At 36.9% G+C, this 17,708-nt stretch carries 21 protein-coding genes; 16 read left to right on the forward strand and 5 right to left on the reverse strand.

Annotation, left to right across the window (positions count from 1 at the left end; all coding sequences use genetic code 11):
- Nucleotides 1–184: 184 nt before the first annotated feature.
- On the forward strand, nucleotides 185–1,333 hold the full coding sequence (locus G9H65_RS01550; protein ID WP_235927435.1) for an esterase: 1,149 nt from the start codon (nucleotides 185–187) through the stop codon (nucleotides 1,331–1,333).
- A gap of 4 nt (nucleotides 1,334–1,337) precedes the next feature.
- Nucleotides 1,338–2,330 (forward strand): amidohydrolase family protein, encoded by a 993-nt coding sequence (locus G9H65_RS01555; RefSeq protein WP_166373597.1) that lies wholly within the window; start codon nucleotides 1,338–1,340, stop codon nucleotides 2,328–2,330.
- A 67-nt stretch (nucleotides 2,331–2,397) separates the two neighbouring features.
- Here G9H65_RS01555 and G9H65_RS01560 read toward each other — a convergent pair whose 3' ends face one another.
- Together G9H65_RS01560 and G9H65_RS01565 are read right to left on the reverse strand one after the other, a co-directional pair.
- Nucleotides 2,398–3,645, reverse strand: coding sequence for a DUF4153 domain-containing protein (locus tag G9H65_RS01560; protein WP_166373598.1), 1,248 nt, complete (start codon nucleotides 3,643–3,645; stop codon nucleotides 2,398–2,400).
- A 178-nt stretch (nucleotides 3,646–3,823) separates the two neighbouring features.
- Nucleotides 3,824–4,936 (reverse strand): MBL fold metallo-hydrolase, encoded by a 1,113-nt coding sequence (locus G9H65_RS01565; RefSeq protein WP_235927436.1) that lies wholly within the window; start codon nucleotides 4,934–4,936, stop codon nucleotides 3,824–3,826.
- A gap of 221 nt (nucleotides 4,937–5,157) precedes the next feature.
- On the opposite strand from G9H65_RS01565, the gene G9H65_RS01570 reads away from it, so the two are divergent.
- Both G9H65_RS01570 and G9H65_RS01575 read left to right on the forward strand, forming a co-directional pair.
- Nucleotides 5,158–5,445 (forward strand): hypothetical protein, encoded by a 288-nt coding sequence (locus tag G9H65_RS01570; RefSeq protein WP_166373599.1) that lies wholly within the window; start codon nucleotides 5,158–5,160, stop codon nucleotides 5,443–5,445.
- 35 nt (nucleotides 5,446–5,480) lie between these two features.
- Entirely contained in the window at nucleotides 5,481–6,116 is a 636-nt protein-coding gene (locus tag G9H65_RS01575; RefSeq protein WP_166373600.1) for a peptidoglycan DD-metalloendopeptidase family protein, read from the forward strand.
- Here the strand turns inward: G9H65_RS01575 and G9H65_RS01580 are convergent.
- Nucleotides 6,113–6,517 (reverse strand): DUF1801 domain-containing protein, encoded by a 405-nt coding sequence (locus G9H65_RS01580; protein WP_166373601.1) that lies wholly within the window; start codon nucleotides 6,515–6,517, stop codon nucleotides 6,113–6,115. The genes G9H65_RS01575 and G9H65_RS01580 overlap by 4 nt on opposite strands.
- 107 nt (nucleotides 6,518–6,624) lie before the next feature.
- On the opposite strand from G9H65_RS01580, the gene G9H65_RS01585 reads away from it, so the two are divergent.
- The 5 genes from G9H65_RS01585 to G9H65_RS01605 all read left to right on the forward strand — a co-directional run bounded on the left by G9H65_RS01585 (nucleotide 6,625) and on the right by G9H65_RS01605 (nucleotide 12,912).
- Nucleotides 6,625–8,049 carry an amidohydrolase family protein gene (locus tag G9H65_RS01585; protein WP_166373602.1) on the forward strand — a complete coding sequence of 475 codons (1,425 nt, stop codon included), beginning with the start codon at nucleotides 6,625–6,627 and terminating at the stop codon, nucleotides 8,047–8,049.
- Nucleotides 8,050–8,157: 108 nt separating this feature from the next.
- A complete protein-coding gene (locus G9H65_RS01590) occupies nucleotides 8,158–9,219 on the forward strand; it encodes a sensor histidine kinase (protein WP_166373603.1) in 1,062 nt (353 codons plus the stop codon).
- A complete protein-coding gene (locus G9H65_RS01595; RefSeq protein ID WP_166373604.1) occupies nucleotides 9,212–9,892 on the forward strand; it encodes a response regulator in 681 nt (226 codons plus the stop codon). Before G9H65_RS01590 ends, G9H65_RS01595 begins: the two co-directional genes overlap by 8 nt.
- Before the next feature lie 87 nt (nucleotides 9,893–9,979).
- Nucleotides 9,980–11,926: a KUP/HAK/KT family potassium transporter gene (locus G9H65_RS01600; protein WP_166373605.1), complete on the forward strand. Its 1,947-nt coding sequence runs from the start codon at nucleotides 9,980–9,982 to the stop codon at nucleotides 11,924–11,926.
- Complete coding sequence (locus G9H65_RS01605) at nucleotides 11,926–12,912, forward strand: outer membrane beta-barrel protein (protein WP_166373606.1); 987 nt, start codon at nucleotides 11,926–11,928, stop codon at nucleotides 12,910–12,912. Before G9H65_RS01600 ends, G9H65_RS01605 begins: the two co-directional genes overlap by 1 nt.
- A gap of 74 nt (nucleotides 12,913–12,986) precedes the next feature.
- Here G9H65_RS01605 and G9H65_RS01610 read toward each other — a convergent pair whose 3' ends face one another.
- Together G9H65_RS01610 and G9H65_RS01615 are read right to left on the reverse strand one after the other, a co-directional pair.
- Entirely contained in the window at nucleotides 12,987–13,637 is a 651-nt protein-coding gene (locus G9H65_RS01610; protein WP_166373607.1) for an NAD(P)-dependent oxidoreductase, read from the reverse strand.
- Between the two features lie 52 nt (nucleotides 13,638–13,689).
- Nucleotides 13,690–14,097, reverse strand: a complete 408-nt coding sequence (locus G9H65_RS01615; RefSeq protein ID WP_166373608.1) for an RrF2 family transcriptional regulator — start codon at nucleotides 14,095–14,097, stop codon at nucleotides 13,690–13,692.
- A 121-nt stretch (nucleotides 14,098–14,218) separates the two neighbouring features.
- Here G9H65_RS01615 and G9H65_RS01620 point away from each other — a divergent pair, with 121 nt between their 5' ends.
- The 7 genes from G9H65_RS01620 to G9H65_RS01650 all read left to right on the forward strand — a co-directional run bounded on the left by G9H65_RS01620 (nucleotide 14,219) and on the right by G9H65_RS01650 (nucleotide 17,672).
- Entirely contained in the window at nucleotides 14,219–14,578 is a 360-nt protein-coding gene (locus G9H65_RS01620) for a nuclear transport factor 2 family protein (protein WP_166373609.1), read from the forward strand.
- A gap of 23 nt (nucleotides 14,579–14,601) precedes the next feature.
- Complete coding sequence (locus G9H65_RS01625) at nucleotides 14,602–15,192, forward strand: O-methyltransferase (protein ID WP_166373610.1); 591 nt, start codon at nucleotides 14,602–14,604, stop codon at nucleotides 15,190–15,192.
- A gap of 12 nt (nucleotides 15,193–15,204) precedes the next feature.
- The gene (locus G9H65_RS01630) at nucleotides 15,205–15,501 is read left to right on the forward strand and encodes an antibiotic biosynthesis monooxygenase family protein (protein WP_166373611.1); all 297 of its coding nucleotides are present in this window, start codon (nucleotides 15,205–15,207) and stop codon (nucleotides 15,499–15,501) included.
- Nucleotides 15,498–16,628 (forward strand): DUF1624 domain-containing protein, encoded by a 1,131-nt coding sequence (locus tag G9H65_RS01635; RefSeq protein WP_166373612.1) that lies wholly within the window; start codon nucleotides 15,498–15,500, stop codon nucleotides 16,626–16,628. The genes G9H65_RS01630 and G9H65_RS01635 overlap by 4 nt, the downstream gene beginning before the upstream one ends.
- A gap of 5 nt (nucleotides 16,629–16,633) precedes the next feature.
- Entirely contained in the window at nucleotides 16,634–16,846 is a 213-nt protein-coding gene (locus tag G9H65_RS01640; protein WP_166373613.1) for a toxin-antitoxin system YwqK family antitoxin, read from the forward strand.
- A gap of 104 nt (nucleotides 16,847–16,950) precedes the next feature.
- Entirely contained in the window at nucleotides 16,951–17,463 is a 513-nt protein-coding gene (locus G9H65_RS01645) for a DUF2975 domain-containing protein (protein WP_166373614.1), read from the forward strand.
- Nucleotides 17,464–17,465: 2 nt separating this feature from the next.
- Nucleotides 17,466–17,672 (forward strand): helix-turn-helix domain-containing protein, encoded by a 207-nt coding sequence (locus tag G9H65_RS01650; RefSeq protein ID WP_166229175.1) that lies wholly within the window; start codon nucleotides 17,466–17,468, stop codon nucleotides 17,670–17,672.
- Nucleotides 17,673–17,708 lie beyond the last annotated feature (36 nt).

The following is a 17,708-nucleotide window of genomic DNA, read 5'->3' on the forward strand; positions in this document are numbered from 1 at the left end:
ATATGGTCTAAAAGCATGAATTAACTGGTTTCTAATGAGTTATTTTGTAAATTCTTTAGATAATCGTTTCGCCATTCATCAAATTAAGATAAGTCGGGAGAAATAATTCCATGAGGATTCTTATATTGTAGCAAATAGATACAATATAAGATTATTGTAAAGAAAAATATCGGAAAAATACCAAATGAAACATCATGTTACCATGAAGAAATGGATACTAAGTTTAGGTTTGCTCATATGCGGCCTACCTATTTTGGCTCAACCTTCGAGGCCAGCGCCAACGCCCAATGACACGCTTAAGTCGGTAGAAGCTTTAGCCTCTGGACAAGTTATTTTTAGGATTTATGCACCTAAGGCAAGTCAAGTGATTGTTTCAGGTGATTTTTCGAAAGAGTTTGGACCTAAAAATTTGAGTAAAAATGAGCTAGGTGTTTGGTCTTACACTACATCGGAAGCCATTTCGCCTGATTTTTATACCTACGATTTTACGGTAGATGGAGTGAAAACGTTGGATCCTAAGAATACTTTTTTGAAAGAAGGAGAAAATGGCTATTCCAATATGATGGAAATCAAAGGCAAGGAATCGGCTTATGCTGCTATTCAAGCGGTACCACATGGGAAGCTAGAGAAAGTCTGGTTTCAGTCTAAGGTAACGGGTAAGCCTACACGTTTCCATGTCTATACTCCGCCAGGTTATGAGAAGATGAAAGCAAAACTACCTGTTTTGTATTTACAGCATGGAGGAGGCGATAATGATGCATCTTGGTCAACGGCTGGTCGGGCAAATTTTATTATGGATAACCTGCTGGCTGCAGGTAAATGCCAAGCCATGGTGGTGGTCATGCCCATGGGACATCCCAGTTCAGGTTTTTATATGAATCCAGGGATTGAGGAAGATCCTTATTACAAACAAATGTTTGAGGAAATCATGCCTTTGGTGAATGAAAAATATACTGTTCTGACTGACCGAAATCATACAGCTTATGCGGGTCTTTCCATGGGTGGATTGCAAGCGCTAAATATGGCGCTTTTTGCTCCTGAGAAATTTGGTTATGTATTGCCTTTAAGTACAGGATATTTCCCAGCTCAACTGAAAATGTTGGAAGAGAAATACGTTCAACAATTGAAAAACCCAGAAATTAATCGCTTAAAACTATTTTGGATTGCCATGGGAGGCGAAAGGGATATTGCCTACAAAAACGGTTTGGGCGTGAATGCCGTGTTTGATAAATATGGCATCAAATACCAAACAAATACCTACGACGCGGGTCATACCTTTATCACTTGGCGTCATAATTTAGTTGAATTTGCTCCATTACTTTTTAAAAATTAAACACATGAAAAAAACTGTATTATTTACGCTAGTTTGTGTTGTATTAATGGCTCAAAATAGCCAAGCACAAACAGCTTCTGCCAAGCATTTACCCATCATCGATGTGCACGTGCATGCCATGAAAGTCAATGCCAATTTTGCCTCAGATATGTCGCCTTGGTTTTTAAGCAACATGCCGGGAACAGATCCGAATGAACCGACGCCTAAATTTTTAAGTGCGGATGGAGCCATCATGTTGAAGGCTGCCAAATCTGATCAAGAATTTCAAGATGAGTTAATGCAAACGATGAAGCGCCTGAACATGACCATAGTGGCTTCGGGAGATCCTCAAGTAATTCGTAATTGGAAAAAAGCAGCAGCTCCTGATCGGGTTATTCCTTCTATCGGTTTTAATTCAGCAAGCGGTATAAGTGTACAAGCTTTTGAAGATTCCTTGAAAACGGGTTTTTATAAAGTGGTTGGGGAAGTGGGTTTACAATACCAAGGATTATCGCCTAGCGACCCATCGGTGGATAAGTATTTTGAGGTGGCTGAGCGATTGAATGTTCCCGTTGCCATTCACATGGGAACAGGAGGAAATGGGATGGCTAATTTGACTTCTCCCAAATACCGAGCATCCATGGGGAATCCCTTATTGTTGGAAGATTTACTCGCCAGACATCCTAAACTGAAAGTTTGGGTGATGCATGCAGGCTATCCGATGATTGATGAAATGATTGCCTTGATGGGCGCCAATTCCCATGTATATGTGGATTTAGCCGGTATGATTTGGAGCTATCCTTTGGAAGAAATACATCTTTATTTAAGAAGATTGGTACAAGCCGGTTTTGGGAAACGAATCATGTATGGTACAGATTTAATGGTTTGGCCAAAATTGTTGGAGACATCCTTGGGAGTCATTGAAAATGCCAATTACCTTTCTTTTGAACAGAAAAGAGATATATTTTTCAATAATGCAGTTCGTTTTTTCCGCTTAGATCCTGCTAAGTACCAATAAACAAAAAGTATTTATAGAGAAACAAAAAAGGGCATCTTAACAGACGCCCTTTTTTATGAATCCTTACTTATTTAAACTGAAAAATAAGTGGGAAAATAAAACAAACAATGGCTGCCCAAATGGAGTAAATGGGGAGATATTGGGCAATACTTTTAGTCACTAGAGTGAAATCAGATTTTCCTTGACTTGTTTTCCGTAAAGAGTTTGCTACGAGCAGCAAGTGAATAAAAATTAACAAATTACTACCTAAAACCGCAATTCTATTCGGTGTAATTCCCCATTCGATGATGCGGAAACTAATGGCGGAAAGCGCAATGCCATTGACCACGATGGTTAAGGCAGATAAACCTAATAATAGCCCATTTTGGTAGCGGGGATTTTCATTTTTTTCAGTCTCTGCTACAGAAAATAAAATGAGTGCCATCACACCCAACAGAAGACCATTGAAGATGAATAAAAATTCACGATTCGTATAGGGGTTCTTTCCTGTATACACCATGGCAATTAAATATATCAGCAAGAACACAAATACCACTGGGGTAAAGATTTTGGCGATAATCGGAGAAACATTTTTGACTAAAGCTGGGTTTTTTTGGATCAAATAATTGCCCAAAATGGGAGTGGCAGAAAGACCACTGACGATGACATATTTTCCATAAAACTCTTTGATATCCAAACCAATTATTTCAAATAGCCCCAAGGAAATGGCTGTGAATAATCCTCCTGAAAGCAAAATGATGGCACACATCACTAATAAATCACCATGTAATCTCAAAAATTCAATTCTTTTTTGTGTGTTGGAAATAAGCCCTTCTCCCACATACGTATAAGCCCAAATGGACCACAAAACCAGCGGGACATGAATACATGCTAATAAGATGGAATCAGATGGAGATGTTCGGGGAAGGAGGTTGATATAAACCACAGAAAAGAGGCAAATACCTAGGGGGAGCATGATTTTAAAAATGGGGACTTGTTGTTTCCAAATGAAATAGGCGCTCAAAAAAGGGAAAACCACAAAGGATATATTTCTTTGGAAAAAAGTATCTTGATCTACTCCGAATAAATTAGGAATCTGAGAAATTAGAGCGGCGCAAATACCTAACAGAGCGATCAATACTAATTCGTTTTTGGTGCCTAGCGTGAGAGGTTCTGCCGCATAATTTAAGCGCTGATTCCAACATTGTAAACTCGTCTCTTCAGGGTATTCCGGCCACAAGGCATTGAATTCATTTTTAAATAAGGCGGAATTGGATCGGTATAATTTTTCCAGTTGTTCTGGATTGTTCAAGTTTTGTAGGATCTCGCTTTTCATGGTAACAGAGGTAAATGGGGTTCTGAAAGGAAATGTTCAAGATGATAGCTTCCAAATGGGCTCAAGGCCCTGGGGTTTTGTTGCTTATGCTTCGCAGGGCAATAACTACGTTACGCCTAACTAGTCATACTATTTTTTGCTCAATGGCCGATTTATTCAATTAAACGGTAATATGACTTTATACAATTCCTTCCCACCAAGCAGAGAAAGTGGGATTTTCTTCTTTCAAATCTACCAGCTCGCCAATTTTGGGAGTAATTACGGGGATATTCTGCTTTTTACTATTTTCCCAGAGTAATTGTAAAGGTTCGTCCCAAGGATGAATACTTAATTTAAATTTGGAGTTGTGCCCAGCAAAGATTCTTTTAGCCTGTAATTCTTGGGCAACAGTAAATATTTCCTCAGGCATCAGGTGTATGTATTTCCATGCTGTATTATATTGACCTTGTTCTAAGAGGGCCAAATCAAATGGACCATGCTGATCTCCAATGGCCTTAAAATGGCTGTCATAGCCACTATCTCCGCCGAGAAAAAGATTATGTTGGCTTGTTTTTAAAACAAAAGAGACCCAGAGGGTTTTATTTCTCTGTATACCTCTACCTGAAAAATGACGAGCCGTAGTAGCTGTTAATTTCCAATCATTTTCCAATTCAATGGATTCATTCCAATCTAATTCGTGAATGATGTCAGGTGAAAAGCCCCAATATTCCAAATGCTCTCCAACACCTAGTCCACAAACGACTTGCTTGACTTTACTTTGGATTTTTTTAATTGTTTCATAGTCCAAATGGTCATAATGATCATGGCTGATGAATAAATAATCGATATCGGGTAAGCTTTCGGCCGTATAAGGATCGGTTCCTTTAAATGATGCATTTAACCATGAAAAAGGGGCCGCATAACCGCTTAAAACGGGATCGATTAAGATGGTTTTTCCTTCTATTTGGAGTAAATAGGAGGAGTGTCCGAACCAAATCATATAGTCGGTATTTGGACTAATTTGTTTCAAATCAGTTTTTACGGTTGGCAGAGCAACACTTGGTTTTGTTCGGATGTTTTTACTCGTCATTACCCGAAACATAGAACCTATTTTATTATTTTCTTCGGCAAATGTGGGCGTATAGGATAAATTTTGAAATTCGCCGTCTTTATAATTTGGAGATTTTTTTATGCGTTGCAGCCTTTTCCCTTTAGGATTAGAACCTAATACCGATTTATTGAAAGCAATCCAAGAACCTACTGAGATGCTTGTTAATATTCCTAGAAAGCCTAGCATACGTCTTCTTTTCATAATATGAAAAGCAATTTACCGTTTTTGAGTCATCTTTGTATATAACCCTGTTAGAATCAAAATTTTATGAGTCCTTTTATACGCACGATGTAGTGAGTTTATAAATCCAAGATATAAGGGAGATACGAATCATCGAACAATTTTGGCAATAGGAAATTAAGCGCTTATTTTAGGGAAAATGGCCAAGGTTATTAGCTTTCATTTTGTTTAAATAGAAATACATGAAAAATTCATCGAAATTCGGAACAACTGTCCATTGGGTCATTGGCATAGTATTTACGCTCATAGGTTTAGTCAATGTTTTTTCAGGAAATGACCCCGTATTTGGAGGTTTTATTATTCTACTTTCTTTGGTATACTATCCACCAATTCAGGCATTCATTCATCGCCTGACTGGTTTTGGTATCAATAATTTGATAAAAACCCTATTGGGCTTGTTTATTTTATGGGCGAGTTTAGGAGTAGGTGAGCTGATGTCTAAAATGGAACAGCTCTTGCAATCTATCTAAATGATTTATCTCTTATCTCAGTTAAAATCAATTACATGATTCAAGATTTATTTATTCCCCCACTTTCTGATTCTACCACTCAGAACTTAGATTTAAGTGTCCAAAACCCAAATTTTAAGTCAGAAATTTATCAAGATATAGCCAAATTTAGTCGGTTCATTCAGGATTCGATGGGCTCGAAAAGGTATGGTATTGGGGGTTATTTAGAGCATCGGAAGATGTATGAAACGCATGAGAATTTTGCTACGGGCCAACAAGATTATCGAAATATTCATTTAGGAATAGATATTTGGGCGGAGGCTGGCACGGAAGTGTTTGTTCCGATGGATGGCATCATCCATAGTTTTCAGGTAAATGAAGGGTCGGGAAACTATGGCCCTACGATCATATTAGCTCATGAAATCCGAGGGGAAAGGATTTATAGTTTATACGGACACCTTTCTAGTCAAGATTTGATGGGGTTATCTCCTGGACTGGAAATGCGCCAAGGTCAATTAATGGCTCATTTCGGTAATTCTTTTGAAAATGGCGGTTGGCCCCCTCATCTGCATTTTCAATTAATTCGTGATTTACAAGGTTTTGTGGGAGATTACCCAGGCGTTTGCTCACAAAGAGACCTAGCTTTTTATGCTCAAAATTGTCCAGACCCAGCAAAATTTGTTTTTTGTTAGGAGGCAGGATTGATTTCTAGCTTTTCTAATTTCCCTTTTCGTTTGACGATATTTTTATAGTCCCACTGTATCGTTTTTGATTTTTGAAGCCAACGATTGAGGTCTTGTATGGGGATATCTTGAACGTTGTTGAAATAGATACCAGCCGCTTTAAACTTACCCACTACTTCCAATTGATTTTCCTCAAAAGATAAGCCACTCCAAAATAATAGTTGAATTCCCCTTTTTAGGGAACTATAGCCTACAATGGGGTTATCATGGATAAACCAGACTGGAATAGCATGCCAAATTTTACAGGTTGCTTCTGGAAGATGTTCTGAAATATATTGCGCTAAGAAATCACCTATTTCGGACTCTTGTAAAGGAAGGTTCTGATTATATGCTTGAATAGCTGGGTTCATGTCGGGTAATTTTTAAACAATGAAGATCATTTTTTCAATTCATTTCTAGTTCAAATGTATTCAATTACCTGTAATTTTAAATACCTATCAAGAATCAACAAAAAATCATGAAATATATCCTAGCTCTAGCTTTTTTTAATTTGTTACCATGGGGACTCTGGTCACAAGAGGAAAAGGCGGCTCACTATTTTCAAAAAATTAGAAATAATGAAGCAGAACTGACGGCTTTTATGGCTCAAATGCCAAAGGGGGGCGATTTGCATCATCATTTTAGTGGCTCCATTTATGCGGAACATTTAATAGAAAAAGCGATACAATTGGATTATTATTTGAACATGGAAACGATGGCCATGGCCAAAAATCCAACAAACAAAGGGATTTGGAAACGCTTGTCGAGCTTAGCCTCTGAGGGCCGTTTGGATGGAATGAAAAATGATATAATTCGTCGATGGTCAGTGAAGGATTATGATCCTGCATTTTATCCATCCGATCAATTGTTTTTTGAGTCTTTTGATAAATATTTGCCCGTTCTTAATGAGGAGTATGCTCCTGGTATGTTGGAGCTTAAAAACCGCGCATTAGCTGAAAATGTCAGCTACATTGAAACCATGTTTTCTCCTGTTTATTCACATGTTTCTATTCAGGATTTATCTTCTTTTGATTCCGATTTACGCAGTTTAGTCAATCAGTCAAACCAGGAGGCTGTAATGAATTCCTTAGAGAAATTATATGCAAAATTGATGCAAAAAGAGGCAATGAACGAAGCAGTTATTTGGAATAATAGTTTCATCCAGCATTTGCATGATAGTCTAAAAATAGACGATGAACGTTTTACCATGCGGTATCAAAAATATGTGTTGAGATTTAAGAATCCAGTAGATTTATTTAAGGACATTGTCATCAGCTTTATGTCCGCTAATACCAATAACTTAATCGTTGGAGTAAATATGGTGGCACCAGAACATGGAGAAACGTCCATGAAAGATTACCGATTGCACATGTTGATGTTTCAGTTTTGCCATCAGAAATTCCCTAAGGTGAAGTATTCTTTGCATGCAGGAGAATTGGCTTTGGGGCAAGTCGTTCCAGAAAATTTAACTTGGCATATAGGTGATGCTGTTTATACGGCTAAAGCGCATCGGATAGGACATGGTGTGGATATGCCTTATGAGAAGAATAGCTATGAACTATTACGCTATATGAGCCACCAAAAAATTCCGGTAGAAATAAATCTGGTTTCCAATCGCTTCATATTAAAAATAAAAGAAGATAAACATCCTATCAAGCTCTATCGGGATTTTCAAGTTCCACTGTTATTAAGTACCGATGATGCGGGCGTTTTGCGGAGTTGTTTAACCGAGCAATATGTCTTGTTGGCAAAGTCCTATCCATTTTTCAGTTATTCCGATATCAAGCAAATGGTATTGAATAGTATCGATTATAGCTTTATCAAAGAGCCTTTACTCAAACAGAAATTGCGACAAGATATCAAGAAAAGATTTAAGCAATTTGAAGAAAAAATTCCTCGGTAGTTTTATTAAAATTTGGACAATATTTGAACTCAATGAAGGGCATTTTTGAGCTATTTGGTGCGTAAATTTTTATATCATCTTTATGTGTAAATATCTAGCTTTGTTGCTATGAAGTTTAGCCATAGCAACCAGATTTTTATTGCCGTAGGAGTGGTTTTTTTTACGGCGATTTTGTGTTTTTTTTCAACCCATTTCATGGGTTATCGAGCAATAGCCTTAGTGCTATTGATGGTCACCTCATTAATTGCCATGTTTTTTGATGTAGTTCCTGTATTAGTGGCAGCTACTTTAAGTGCATTAATTTGGAATTTTTGGTTTATTCCCCCTCGCTTTACTTTTCATATTACGTACTCAGAAGACCTATTGTTGTTTTTACTGTATTTTTTTATCGCTTTGGTCAATGGATTATTAACCGTTAAAATCCGTCAAGCTGAAGCAAAAGCGCGCGATAAGGAGGAAAAGGAATTAACAATAGGATTATATAATACATTATTGAATTCGCTTTCTCATGAATTAAGAACACCCATCGCTACAATATTGGGAACGGTGGATACCTTAAAAGACGAAGATAAAATACTTTCCTTAGAGCAAAAGGCGGAGTTATTTCATGGCATTGAAACAGCTAGTCTACGGTTAAACCAACAGGTAGAAAACTTATTAAATATGAGTCGCCTTGAATCTGGGAATTTAAAACTATCCTTGGATTGGGTAGATATGACAGAATGGGGTCATCAATTAATCAATAAGTTTTCTTTAGATGCCCAACATAGAAAAATAGCATTAGAAGTGGTAAACGACTTGCCTCTTTTTCTTTTGGATGTAGGGATTATGGATCAAATCGCAGGAAATTTGTTGAGAAATGCCTTACAGTATACGGCGAATCCTGTGCCAATTTTTCTACGAATAGGCTTGGAGAATGAGCAGCTTGAAATTAAAATTTCAGATGAGGGACCAGGATTTCCTAAAGACTTAATTCCCTTGGTATTTGATAAATTTTATCGGCTCCCACATACTATTCCGGGTGGGACAGGTCTAGGCTTATCCATTGTGAAAGGCTATGTTGAGGCCAGTGGAGGAACAATCAAGTTAAGAAATTTAGATCCTGGATGTGAATTTATCATTCGAATTCCAGCTAAGACCTCTTATGTAAATTATTTGAAAAATGAATAAGCATGTTGTGTTATTAATTGATGATGAAATGGCTATTCAAAAGCTTCTTAAAATCGTACTGGAAAGCCATGATTATCAAGTTATTCAAGCATTTTCTGGAAAAGAGGGCCTGGCCTTGGCAGCTAGTTATTTACCCGATGTGATTGTATTGGATTTGGGTTTACCTGACATGCATGGCCAAGAAGTGTTGGTTCAACTGAAGGATTGGTATACGAAATCCATTATTATGTTATCGGTTCAAAATTCGGAATTGGATATCGTGAAAGCCTTGGATGCAGGGGCAATGGATTATTTATCTAAACCATTTCGAACGGGAGAATTATTAGCTAGAATTCGATCAGCCATTCGTAGAAATACCACGGATATTTTGAAAACAAATTGGACATTTCAAGACTTGCAATTGGATTTAAATGCGCGTGTGCTTTTGAAAAAAGACCAAATTGTCAAGCTAACCCAAACGGAGTTTAATTTATTCGTTTTCTTCGCAAAAAATGAAGGGAGAGTTTTAACGCACCAACAAATTCTAAAGGAAATCTGGGGTGTAGGCGCTCAATTGGAGACTCAATATTTACGGGTTTATGTGGGGGCTTTAAGAAAGAAAATTGAAGATAATCCCAACCGCCCCATTCATATTGTGACTGAAAATGGAATTGGATATCGTTTCCAAGCTTAATTTTATATTTTCTTTATACAAACGCATGTGATTTTTATGCTGGCTTGATGAGGCAATTGCAACCTTTGCGCCAGATAAAAATTAGACATGGAAAAGAACTATCATTTAGTATCAAAGAAAGTGACTGCTACCTCCTTATTGGTGGCGCTGGGCATTATTTATGGGGATATTGGAACCAGTCCCTTATATGTTTTTAAAGCCATCATTGGAGAGAGGCCTATCGAGGAAACCTTGGTATATGGTGGAATATCCTGTGTTTTTTGGACGCTCGTTTTTCAAACGAGTGTCAAATATATTTGGCTGACTTTGCAAGCAGATAATCAAGGAGAAGGAGGGATTTTTTCTTTGTATGCCTTAGTTAGACAACATGGCAAAAACTTAGTTATTCCTACCATTTTAGGGGCAACAACTTTGTTGGCGGATGGTATTATTACACCACCCATTTCAGTAGCATCTGCAGTAGAAGGGCTGGTCATGGTACCAGGATTTGAATCGATTCCTACCGTGCCTATTGTCATCGTTATCCTATCTGTTTTGTTCTTTGTTCAACGATTCGGCACGCAGAAAGTGGGTGGAACTTTTGGACCCATTATGGTTATTTGGTTTAGTATGTTATTTATCCTGGGCATTAGTCAAGTGCTTCAGCATCCTACGGTTTTACATGCGCTAAATCCTTTTTATGCGTATCAATTATTAACTCAATATCCTCAAGGTTTCTGGTTATTGGGGGCTGTATTTTTAGCAACTACTGGGGCAGAAGCTTTGTATTCAGACCTTGGTCATTGTGGGGTTAAAAATATCCGAATCACCTGGGCTTTTGTCAAGACGTGTTTAATCACCAACTATTTAGGTCAAGCAGCTTGGATTTTGCATCAAGGACAACAAGTATTGAATGGTCGGAATCCATTTTATGAATTGATGCCCTCGTGGTTTTTATTAGTAGGAGTAGGCATTGCTACTATGGCCACGATCATCGCTTCCCAAGCCCTCATTAGTGGGAGTTTTACCATGATTAATGAAGCAGTCAATTTAAATTTTTGGCCAAGAGTAACCGTTCGCCAACCTACGGAATTAAAAGGCCAAATATTTATTCCTAGTGTCAATTCTATTTTATGGGTAGGTTGTATTTTGATGATATTATATTTTCAATCATCTAGTCATATGGAAGCAGCTTATGGCTTTTCTATTACCGTAGCCATGATGATGACGACCTATTTGTTGAGTTATTTTTTACTGTATAAACTGCATTGGAAAAGGGTTTATGTCTATGCAATAATGGCCTTATTTACGATGATTGAACTTTCCTTTTTTATCGCGAATGTGGCTAAAATTAAAGAGCGATGGATGTTTTTGTTTTTTGAATTATTTATTTTCTTAACCATGTATATTTGGTACTATGCTAGAAAAATAAACAATCGATTTACAAAATTCATTGACTTGGGTAAGTACGTGCAACAAATTAAAGATTTAAGTGAAGATGAGCTTATTCCAAAATTTTCTACGCATTTAATTTATATGACGAAGGCCAATAATCGTCAAGATATAGAAGATAAAATTATCAAATCCATCTTTTCAAAAAGACCTAAGCGGGCAGATGTCTATTGGTTTTTGCATATTGACCGTACCGAAGAGCCTTATACGCTTTCCTATTCTGTTCATGAATTAGTCGACGATAAAGTAATAAAAATCAATTTGAACATTGGCTTCCGTATTCAACCCAAAACTGAATTTTATTTCAAGAAAATTGTCCAAGATTTAGTAAAAAATAAGGAGTTAAATTTACATATTCGTCCAGATGGTTCAACGAAGTACAATGCAGAGCCAGATTTTAAATTTGTGATTATCGAGAAATTTTTATCTGTGGAAAACGAATTTACGTTGAAAGAAGGATTATTATTAAATTCTTATTTTAAATTAAAAAGAATGGGACAAAGAGACGAACAGGCATTTGGATTAGATAAATCTGATGTTGAAATTGAATATGTTCCCTTGGTTTATCAATCCATGGAGCAAATGGAATTAAAACGAATCTAGTGAAAAAACTAGTCCTATTTCTTAGTATTTCATTCGGGATTTTTGGCCAAGAAGATAGCCTTAGCCAAAAATCCCTTCAATTATCAGCCTATGCAGAGGGATATTATTTGCTCGATCCCGCAGATAAATTAGCTCATGAAAGAGATCCCTTTTTTTACAATCATGGTCGAGCAAATCAGCTGGATTTGAACCTCGGAATCTTGGGCCTTTCATGGACAAAGGGGCCTTTAAGTGCACAAATTTCTGGAATGATAGGAACCTATGCCCGAAGAAATTTAGCGAATGAACCCAGTTTTTGGAAAAATGTATTTGAGTTAAATGTCTCCTATAGGCTTCATCCTGAATGGACCATCATGGCTGGGGTTTTTCCTTCACATATTGGATTTGAATCGGCTAAAAATTCCCAGAATTGGACACTTTCTCGTAGTTTAGTCGCCGAATATTCACCTTATTATGAATCAGGTCTGAGTCTTTATTTCAGACCAAATACGGCATGGACGTTTGGTTTATTTGGACTAAGAGGTTGGCAACATATTCAAGAATGTAGACCAGCCTTGGGTACACAAATACAATTTATTTCTTCCAAATCTTGGACTTGGAATTCTAGTGGATTTATAGGAAATGAGGGGAATGGACTTCGGTTATTTCACGATTTTTACCTGGTTATTCCTTTGTCGGAAAAGATCAAGACCGTGCTCATCTCAGACCTAGGTTACCAAAATGAATTTTGGCATGGGGAGGCTTTGATGGTGCAAGCTCAGCTTGGGGAGCATTGGAAATTGACAAGTCGATGGGAGCAATTTTCAGATCCAAAGGCGATCTCAACAGCTCAAGGAACTTATATGCAATCAGCTTCATTGGGTGCAGATTATAAACTATTTCCAAAGATGTTACTTCGGTCAGAATGGAAAATATATCATTCGTCGACCGGAGTATCCAACTTACATTCTCCAGAATATATATTTGGGGTGGTTTTAGGGAAATAAAATTTAAAAATTGCTTTGACTTGAGTAATTAAATCTTGGATTCAAGTATTGCTTTACTGAATCCAAGACTTATTTTAATAGGCAGCTGTAAACCTAACTTGATGGTGTTTAGCTTGTTCCACTTCATCCACTATGACTACTGCTAAATCTTCTACTGATAAGATGCTGCGTTGATTGGAATCAAATACTGGATTCTCTAAACCTAATCGATATTGGCCTGTTCTGCCAGATGTAATTCCAGGATGCATCTCAATAGCTGGGCTAATAAAGGCCCAATCTAATTCTTTTTCATTTTTTAGATAGGTTAAATAATCCCTGGCTGCAGTGGCCCCAGCATAATATTCTTGAGGAAATTCAGGCGTATCAACTAATTGTAAGCCTGGAGCAATGTATAAACTTCCTGCACCACCGATGGTGATAAAACGTTTCACTCCTGATGCTTTCACCGCTTCTTGAATTTTCTTAGAACCTTCCAAGAAGTCGTGATACAAGTTAGGATTCGTCCAACCAGCATTGAAACTATTAATGACAGCATCAACTCCATATAAAGCTTGCGCTAGTTCGTCTACTTGCGAAATATCAACCTGTTTCCAAGTAATGAGCGGATGCTCCAGGGAGAGTTGGGGGTTTCTAGCAATGGCAAGCACTTCGTGTTGTCGATTTACTAATTCTTGTAGTAGGGCTTTACCTACAAATCCGGTTGATCCGATAAGAGCGATTTTCATGATAATAAAATTTAATGTAATAAAAAAAGTTACAGTAATGAATAAAAAAAACTTAGAAATCATTAGAGAACTGCTCCAAAGTGATGTTCATCAATTGGCCAGTAATTTGATTATTTAGGGTAGTATATAGCATGTCTAATTTGTTATTCATTTTTTCCCCAACCGGGCAATTTGGGTTAGGGTGATTTTTGGAATATCCAAATGAAACCTTTTCCAAGGTAATTTTTAATACTTGATCTAAGGTAATTTGAGAAGCCGATTTTGCTAACATAGTCCCTCCATTTTTCCCTTCTTTACTAATCACTAGCTGGTTGTTTTTCAGATTAACAATTTCTTTTCTAACCAGAACAGGGTGTAAGTTTAAACTGCCAGCTATAAAATCAGACGACAAATATTCGTTCGGAAATTTGGTCAACAACGTTAAAATATGCAACGAAATAGCAAACTTGCCTGAAATCATACTGTAATAAATAAGGTTACAATATTAGAAATTTTAATTAATCCCACCAATTTTTAAGCATTTTATTTTTAATTCAGGTAAAATTGATAATCTTGAAAGGGCTATAATTTGACTTTCCAAGATGACACAACCAACAGAAATTCTCCAAAGGTGGGTTGACCTCTTTAACCAATACGATGCGGATAAACTAGCCGCTTTGTATTCGGAAGATTGCATCAATCATCAAACTCCCAATGGAATTGTACAAGGAAGAGAAGCCATTCGTGAGATGTTTCAGAGGGAATTTGAGCAATTTGACATGGTTTGTTTAGTAGAGAATATATTTCAAGATGGAAATGTAGGCATCTTAGAATGGAAGGATCCTAAAGGTTTACGAGGCTGTGGATTTTTTTGGATAGAAAACGGTCAAATCGTTTATCAAAGAGGCTATTGGGACAAGTTGTCCTTTATGAATCAACAAGCTGACAACGAGTGTAAATAAATGTTAAACTGCAATTAAAATCTATGGATGAAACTAAACAGATTAATTTACCACCGAAATATCTAGGTATTCAAGAAAAAACCCACTTATCGGGTTTTAGTATGGCATCAGATGTATTGACGGGTTCTCTGCTACGGACATTGGCTGCTTCTAAACCAGCATCTAGATTTCTTGAATTGGGAACAGGAACAGGTTTGTCTACTTCCTGGATTTTGGATGGAATGGATCAGAAATCGACTTTGACTTCCATAGACAATGATGAAGCTTTTTTATCTATTGCTAGAGAATATTTAGGTTCTGACTCAAGATTAGAATTGGTTAATTCAGATGGCGCAGATTGGGTACTGAGTCATCTAACCAATGAATATGATTTTATTTTTGCGGATACTTGGCATGGCAAATACTTATTGTTAAATGAGGTGTTGAACATGTTGGATCCTGGTGGAATATATATTATTGATGACATGATCGAGCAGCCTAATTGGCCGGAAGGTCACGGTGAAAAAGCAGAAAATTTGATCAATGAATTGGAAACAAGGAAAGACTTAACGATGACCAAACTTGCTTGGTCCACAGGTTTGATTATTGGAGTAAAGAGTTTAAATAATCAATAATATAATTTTGAGATGATTGTAGAAGTGGCAGTATTAAAGGTTAAAAATGGACAAGAAGCCTTATTTGAATCAGACTTCAAGACGGCGAGCCAATACATTCGTTCTATTTCAGGATACCATGCTCATTCCTTACTGAAATGTATGGAACAAGAAAATAAATATATATTATGGGTGCATTGGGAGAAATTGGAAGATCATACGATTGGCTTTCGACAATCTCCTCAATATGTACATTGGAAAGAATTATTGCATCATTATTATGAGCCATTTCCCGTAGTGGAGCACTATCAAGAAGTAAGTTTGACATGATAAAAAGAATTGAAAGCATCGATTTTTTAAGGGGCATTGTCGTGATTCTCATGCTGCTGGATCATGTGAGGGATTTGTTTCATATTCACTCCATTGATCAATCTCCAACCGATTTATCCGTGACCACTCCTTCTATATTTTATACCCGTATCATCACGCATCTTTGCGCACCAATTTTCGTTTTTCTAGCGGGAAGTTCAGCCTTTTTAGTAGGTCAAAGATCAGTAAATAAAAAGCAGTTTAGTCAGCACATGATCCGTCGAGGAGCTTGGTTAATCTTATTAGATCTAACCGTAGTAAATTTTGGCCTATTTTTTGATATCCGTTTTGGGCTGGTGCTGGTGGATGTGCTAAGCGCTATTGGTTTTTCTATGGTGATTATCGGACTTATTTCTCGGTATACTTCAAAGCAAATTTTCATATTGGCTATAAGTATCATTTTAATACAACAGTTCTTGTACGTGGCCCAACCTACGTTTTTAAAACCGCTTTCATTTTTAATTAGTCCCAATGCCTTTCCTTTGCCTAACGGAACCTTATTGGTAGTAGGTTATCCTCCTATTTCCTGGCTAGGAATAAGTTTACTTGGGTATTCCATGGGTCATTATTTTTTGGATAAAACGCATGCCGAATTTGCTAAATTGGGTCTTAGCTTATGTCTCCTTTTTTTACTTGTTCGTTTTGTTAATCTGGGGGGTGATTCACCTTGGCAAATAGACGGACAATGGACAAAACAAGTAATGTCGTTTTTAAATGTGGCTAAATATCCACCGAGTATTAGTTTCACGATGTTGACTTTAGGGATCATGTTTTTATTGTTGAGTGGAAGTCAATTTGTTGGAAAAAAAGGAATAGAAATACTCAGTACTTTTGGACGAGTACCGCTATTCTTCTTTGTTAGTCATTGGTTTGTACTTCACCTGATTTTGTTTGTATTCATTTTCAATCAAGGCTTTTCTCGGCATGATTTAGAATTTGGATTTCAATTAAGTAGGCCCAAATCATTCATCGGTTTGAGCCTTAGCCAAGTCTACATGCTGTGGCTTGCTGTTGCCTTACTTTATTTTCCGCTCTGTAGATTTTATTATCAATGGCAGCAGAAAAGAAAAATGAATCAATTAAGCTGAAAATAATGGAAGAAGAATTTCGCCTATATCATCGAGATGGTTCTTTGTGGGCAAAGGGCCAGCAAATCAATGGTGTTTCCACAGGGTATTGGGAATGGTTTCGTAAAGATGGCACGAAATTACGCTCAGGATATTTTACAGAAGGGGAGCAATCCGGAGAATGGATTACCTATGATAAAACAGGAAAAGTGTATAAGATTAGCCAAATGAAAAAATAGGTCTTCGCCAATCATCAATAAAAATTTATTGAAAAATATTCTAAATTTATTGTTTATCAATAAATAATTGTTAAAATTTGCATAACAATTAAATATAACAATTGATGAAAACGAAAACAGCGAGTATTTTAGCCATCATGAATGTGCTTTCATGGATTGCTTACATTGGCATTTCGATTAAATGCGGAGCCATCATTTTCACTTATATCTTAAGTTTATATAATCAGCAGGTTGCCAAAGATTTGTATCAGGGATTAAACTTGTATGATTTGATGAATGAGAGTTTTGTGCACTATTCCTTATTTGTAGGAATTACGGCGGGTCTTTTAGCCTTAAAGGCCTACATAGCCCATTTGGTTATTAAAACCTTATCCAAGATTAACCTTACAAGTCCATTTCAAATGGAAGTTGCTAATCTAATGGAAAAAATCAGTTTGATGATTGTTTATCTTTGGCTAATATCCTTAGGAGCTACGATTTACCAAGAGAGCATGGATTTACCTAAAATGGATTGGAATGGAGGCGAGGCACTTTTTCTTTCTGGCCTTATCTTCTTATTTGCTCAGATCTTCAAAAAAGGGGTGGAAATTCAAGCGGAAAACGATTTAACTGTATAACTATGCCTATTGTCGTAAATCTAGATGTCATGATGGCAAAAAGAAAAATGTCTCTCAACGAATTGTCGGAGAAAGTAGATTTAACCTTATCCAATTTATCTATTTTAAAAACCGGAAAGGCAAAAGCCATTCGCTTTAGTACCTTGGAAGCGATATGTGAAGCTTTGGAATGTCAGCCTGCGGATATTTTAGAATATCAAGCTTCGTAGTCGTATTTGATTCTGGTCAAGGCAAGGAATTTCCTT

This window comes from Aquirufa ecclesiirivi (assembly GCF_011250515.1).
Classification (GTDB): domain Bacteria; phylum Bacteroidota; class Bacteroidia; order Cytophagales; family Spirosomataceae; genus Aquirufa; species Aquirufa ecclesiirivi.

Bases quoted from the DNA above. Each gene is read 5' to 3' on its own strand.
- G9H65_RS01610 (WP_166373607.1), bottom strand. From the start codon at position 13,637: ATGAAAATCGCTCTTATCGGATCAACCGGATTTGTAGGTAAAGCCCTA.
- G9H65_RS01550 (WP_235927435.1), top strand. From the start codon at position 185: ATGAAACATCATGTTACCATGAAGAAATGGATACTAAGTTTAGGTTTG.
- G9H65_RS01620 (WP_166373609.1), top strand. From the start codon at position 14,219: ATGACACAACCAACAGAAATTCTCCAAAGGTGGGTTGACCTCTTTAAC.
- G9H65_RS01580 (WP_166373601.1), bottom strand. From the start codon at position 6,517: ATGAACCCAGCTATTCAAGCATATAATCAGAACCTTCCTTTACAAGAG.
- G9H65_RS01625 (WP_166373610.1), top strand. From the start codon at position 14,602: ATGGATGAAACTAAACAGATTAATTTACCACCGAAATATCTAGGTATT.
- G9H65_RS01575 (WP_166373600.1), top strand. From the start codon at position 5,481: ATGATTCAAGATTTATTTATTCCCCCACTTTCTGATTCTACCACTCAG.
- G9H65_RS01585 (WP_166373602.1), top strand. From the start codon at position 6,625: ATGAAATATATCCTAGCTCTAGCTTTTTTTAATTTGTTACCATGGGGA.
- G9H65_RS01600 (WP_166373605.1), top strand. From the start codon at position 9,980: ATGGAAAAGAACTATCATTTAGTATCAAAGAAAGTGACTGCTACCTCC.
- G9H65_RS01645 (WP_166373614.1), top strand. From the start codon at position 16,951: ATGAAAACGAAAACAGCGAGTATTTTAGCCATCATGAATGTGCTTTCA.
- G9H65_RS01635 (WP_166373612.1), top strand. From the start codon at position 15,498: ATGATAAAAAGAATTGAAAGCATCGATTTTTTAAGGGGCATTGTCGTG.
- G9H65_RS01570 (WP_166373599.1), top strand. From the start codon at position 5,158: ATGAAAAATTCATCGAAATTCGGAACAACTGTCCATTGGGTCATTGGC.
- G9H65_RS01590 (WP_166373603.1), top strand. From the start codon at position 8,158: ATGAAGTTTAGCCATAGCAACCAGATTTTTATTGCCGTAGGAGTGGTT.
- G9H65_RS01615 (WP_166373608.1), bottom strand. From the start codon at position 14,097: ATGATTTCAGGCAAGTTTGCTATTTCGTTGCATATTTTAACGTTGTTG.
- G9H65_RS01555 (WP_166373597.1), top strand. From the start codon at position 1,338: ATGAAAAAAACTGTATTATTTACGCTAGTTTGTGTTGTATTAATGGCT.
- G9H65_RS01560 (WP_166373598.1), bottom strand. From the start codon at position 3,645: ATGAAAAGCGAGATCCTACAAAACTTGAACAATCCAGAACAACTGGAA.
- G9H65_RS01640 (WP_166373613.1), top strand. From the start codon at position 16,634: ATGGAAGAAGAATTTCGCCTATATCATCGAGATGGTTCTTTGTGGGCA.
- G9H65_RS01565 (WP_235927436.1), bottom strand. From the start codon at position 4,936: ATGAAAAGAAGACGTATGCTAGGCTTTCTAGGAATATTAACAAGCATC.
- G9H65_RS01595 (WP_166373604.1), top strand. From the start codon at position 9,212: ATGAATAAGCATGTTGTGTTATTAATTGATGATGAAATGGCTATTCAA.
- G9H65_RS01650 (WP_166229175.1), top strand. From the start codon at position 17,466: ATGCCTATTGTCGTAAATCTAGATGTCATGATGGCAAAAAGAAAAATG.
- G9H65_RS01630 (WP_166373611.1), top strand. From the start codon at position 15,205: ATGATTGTAGAAGTGGCAGTATTAAAGGTTAAAAATGGACAAGAAGCC.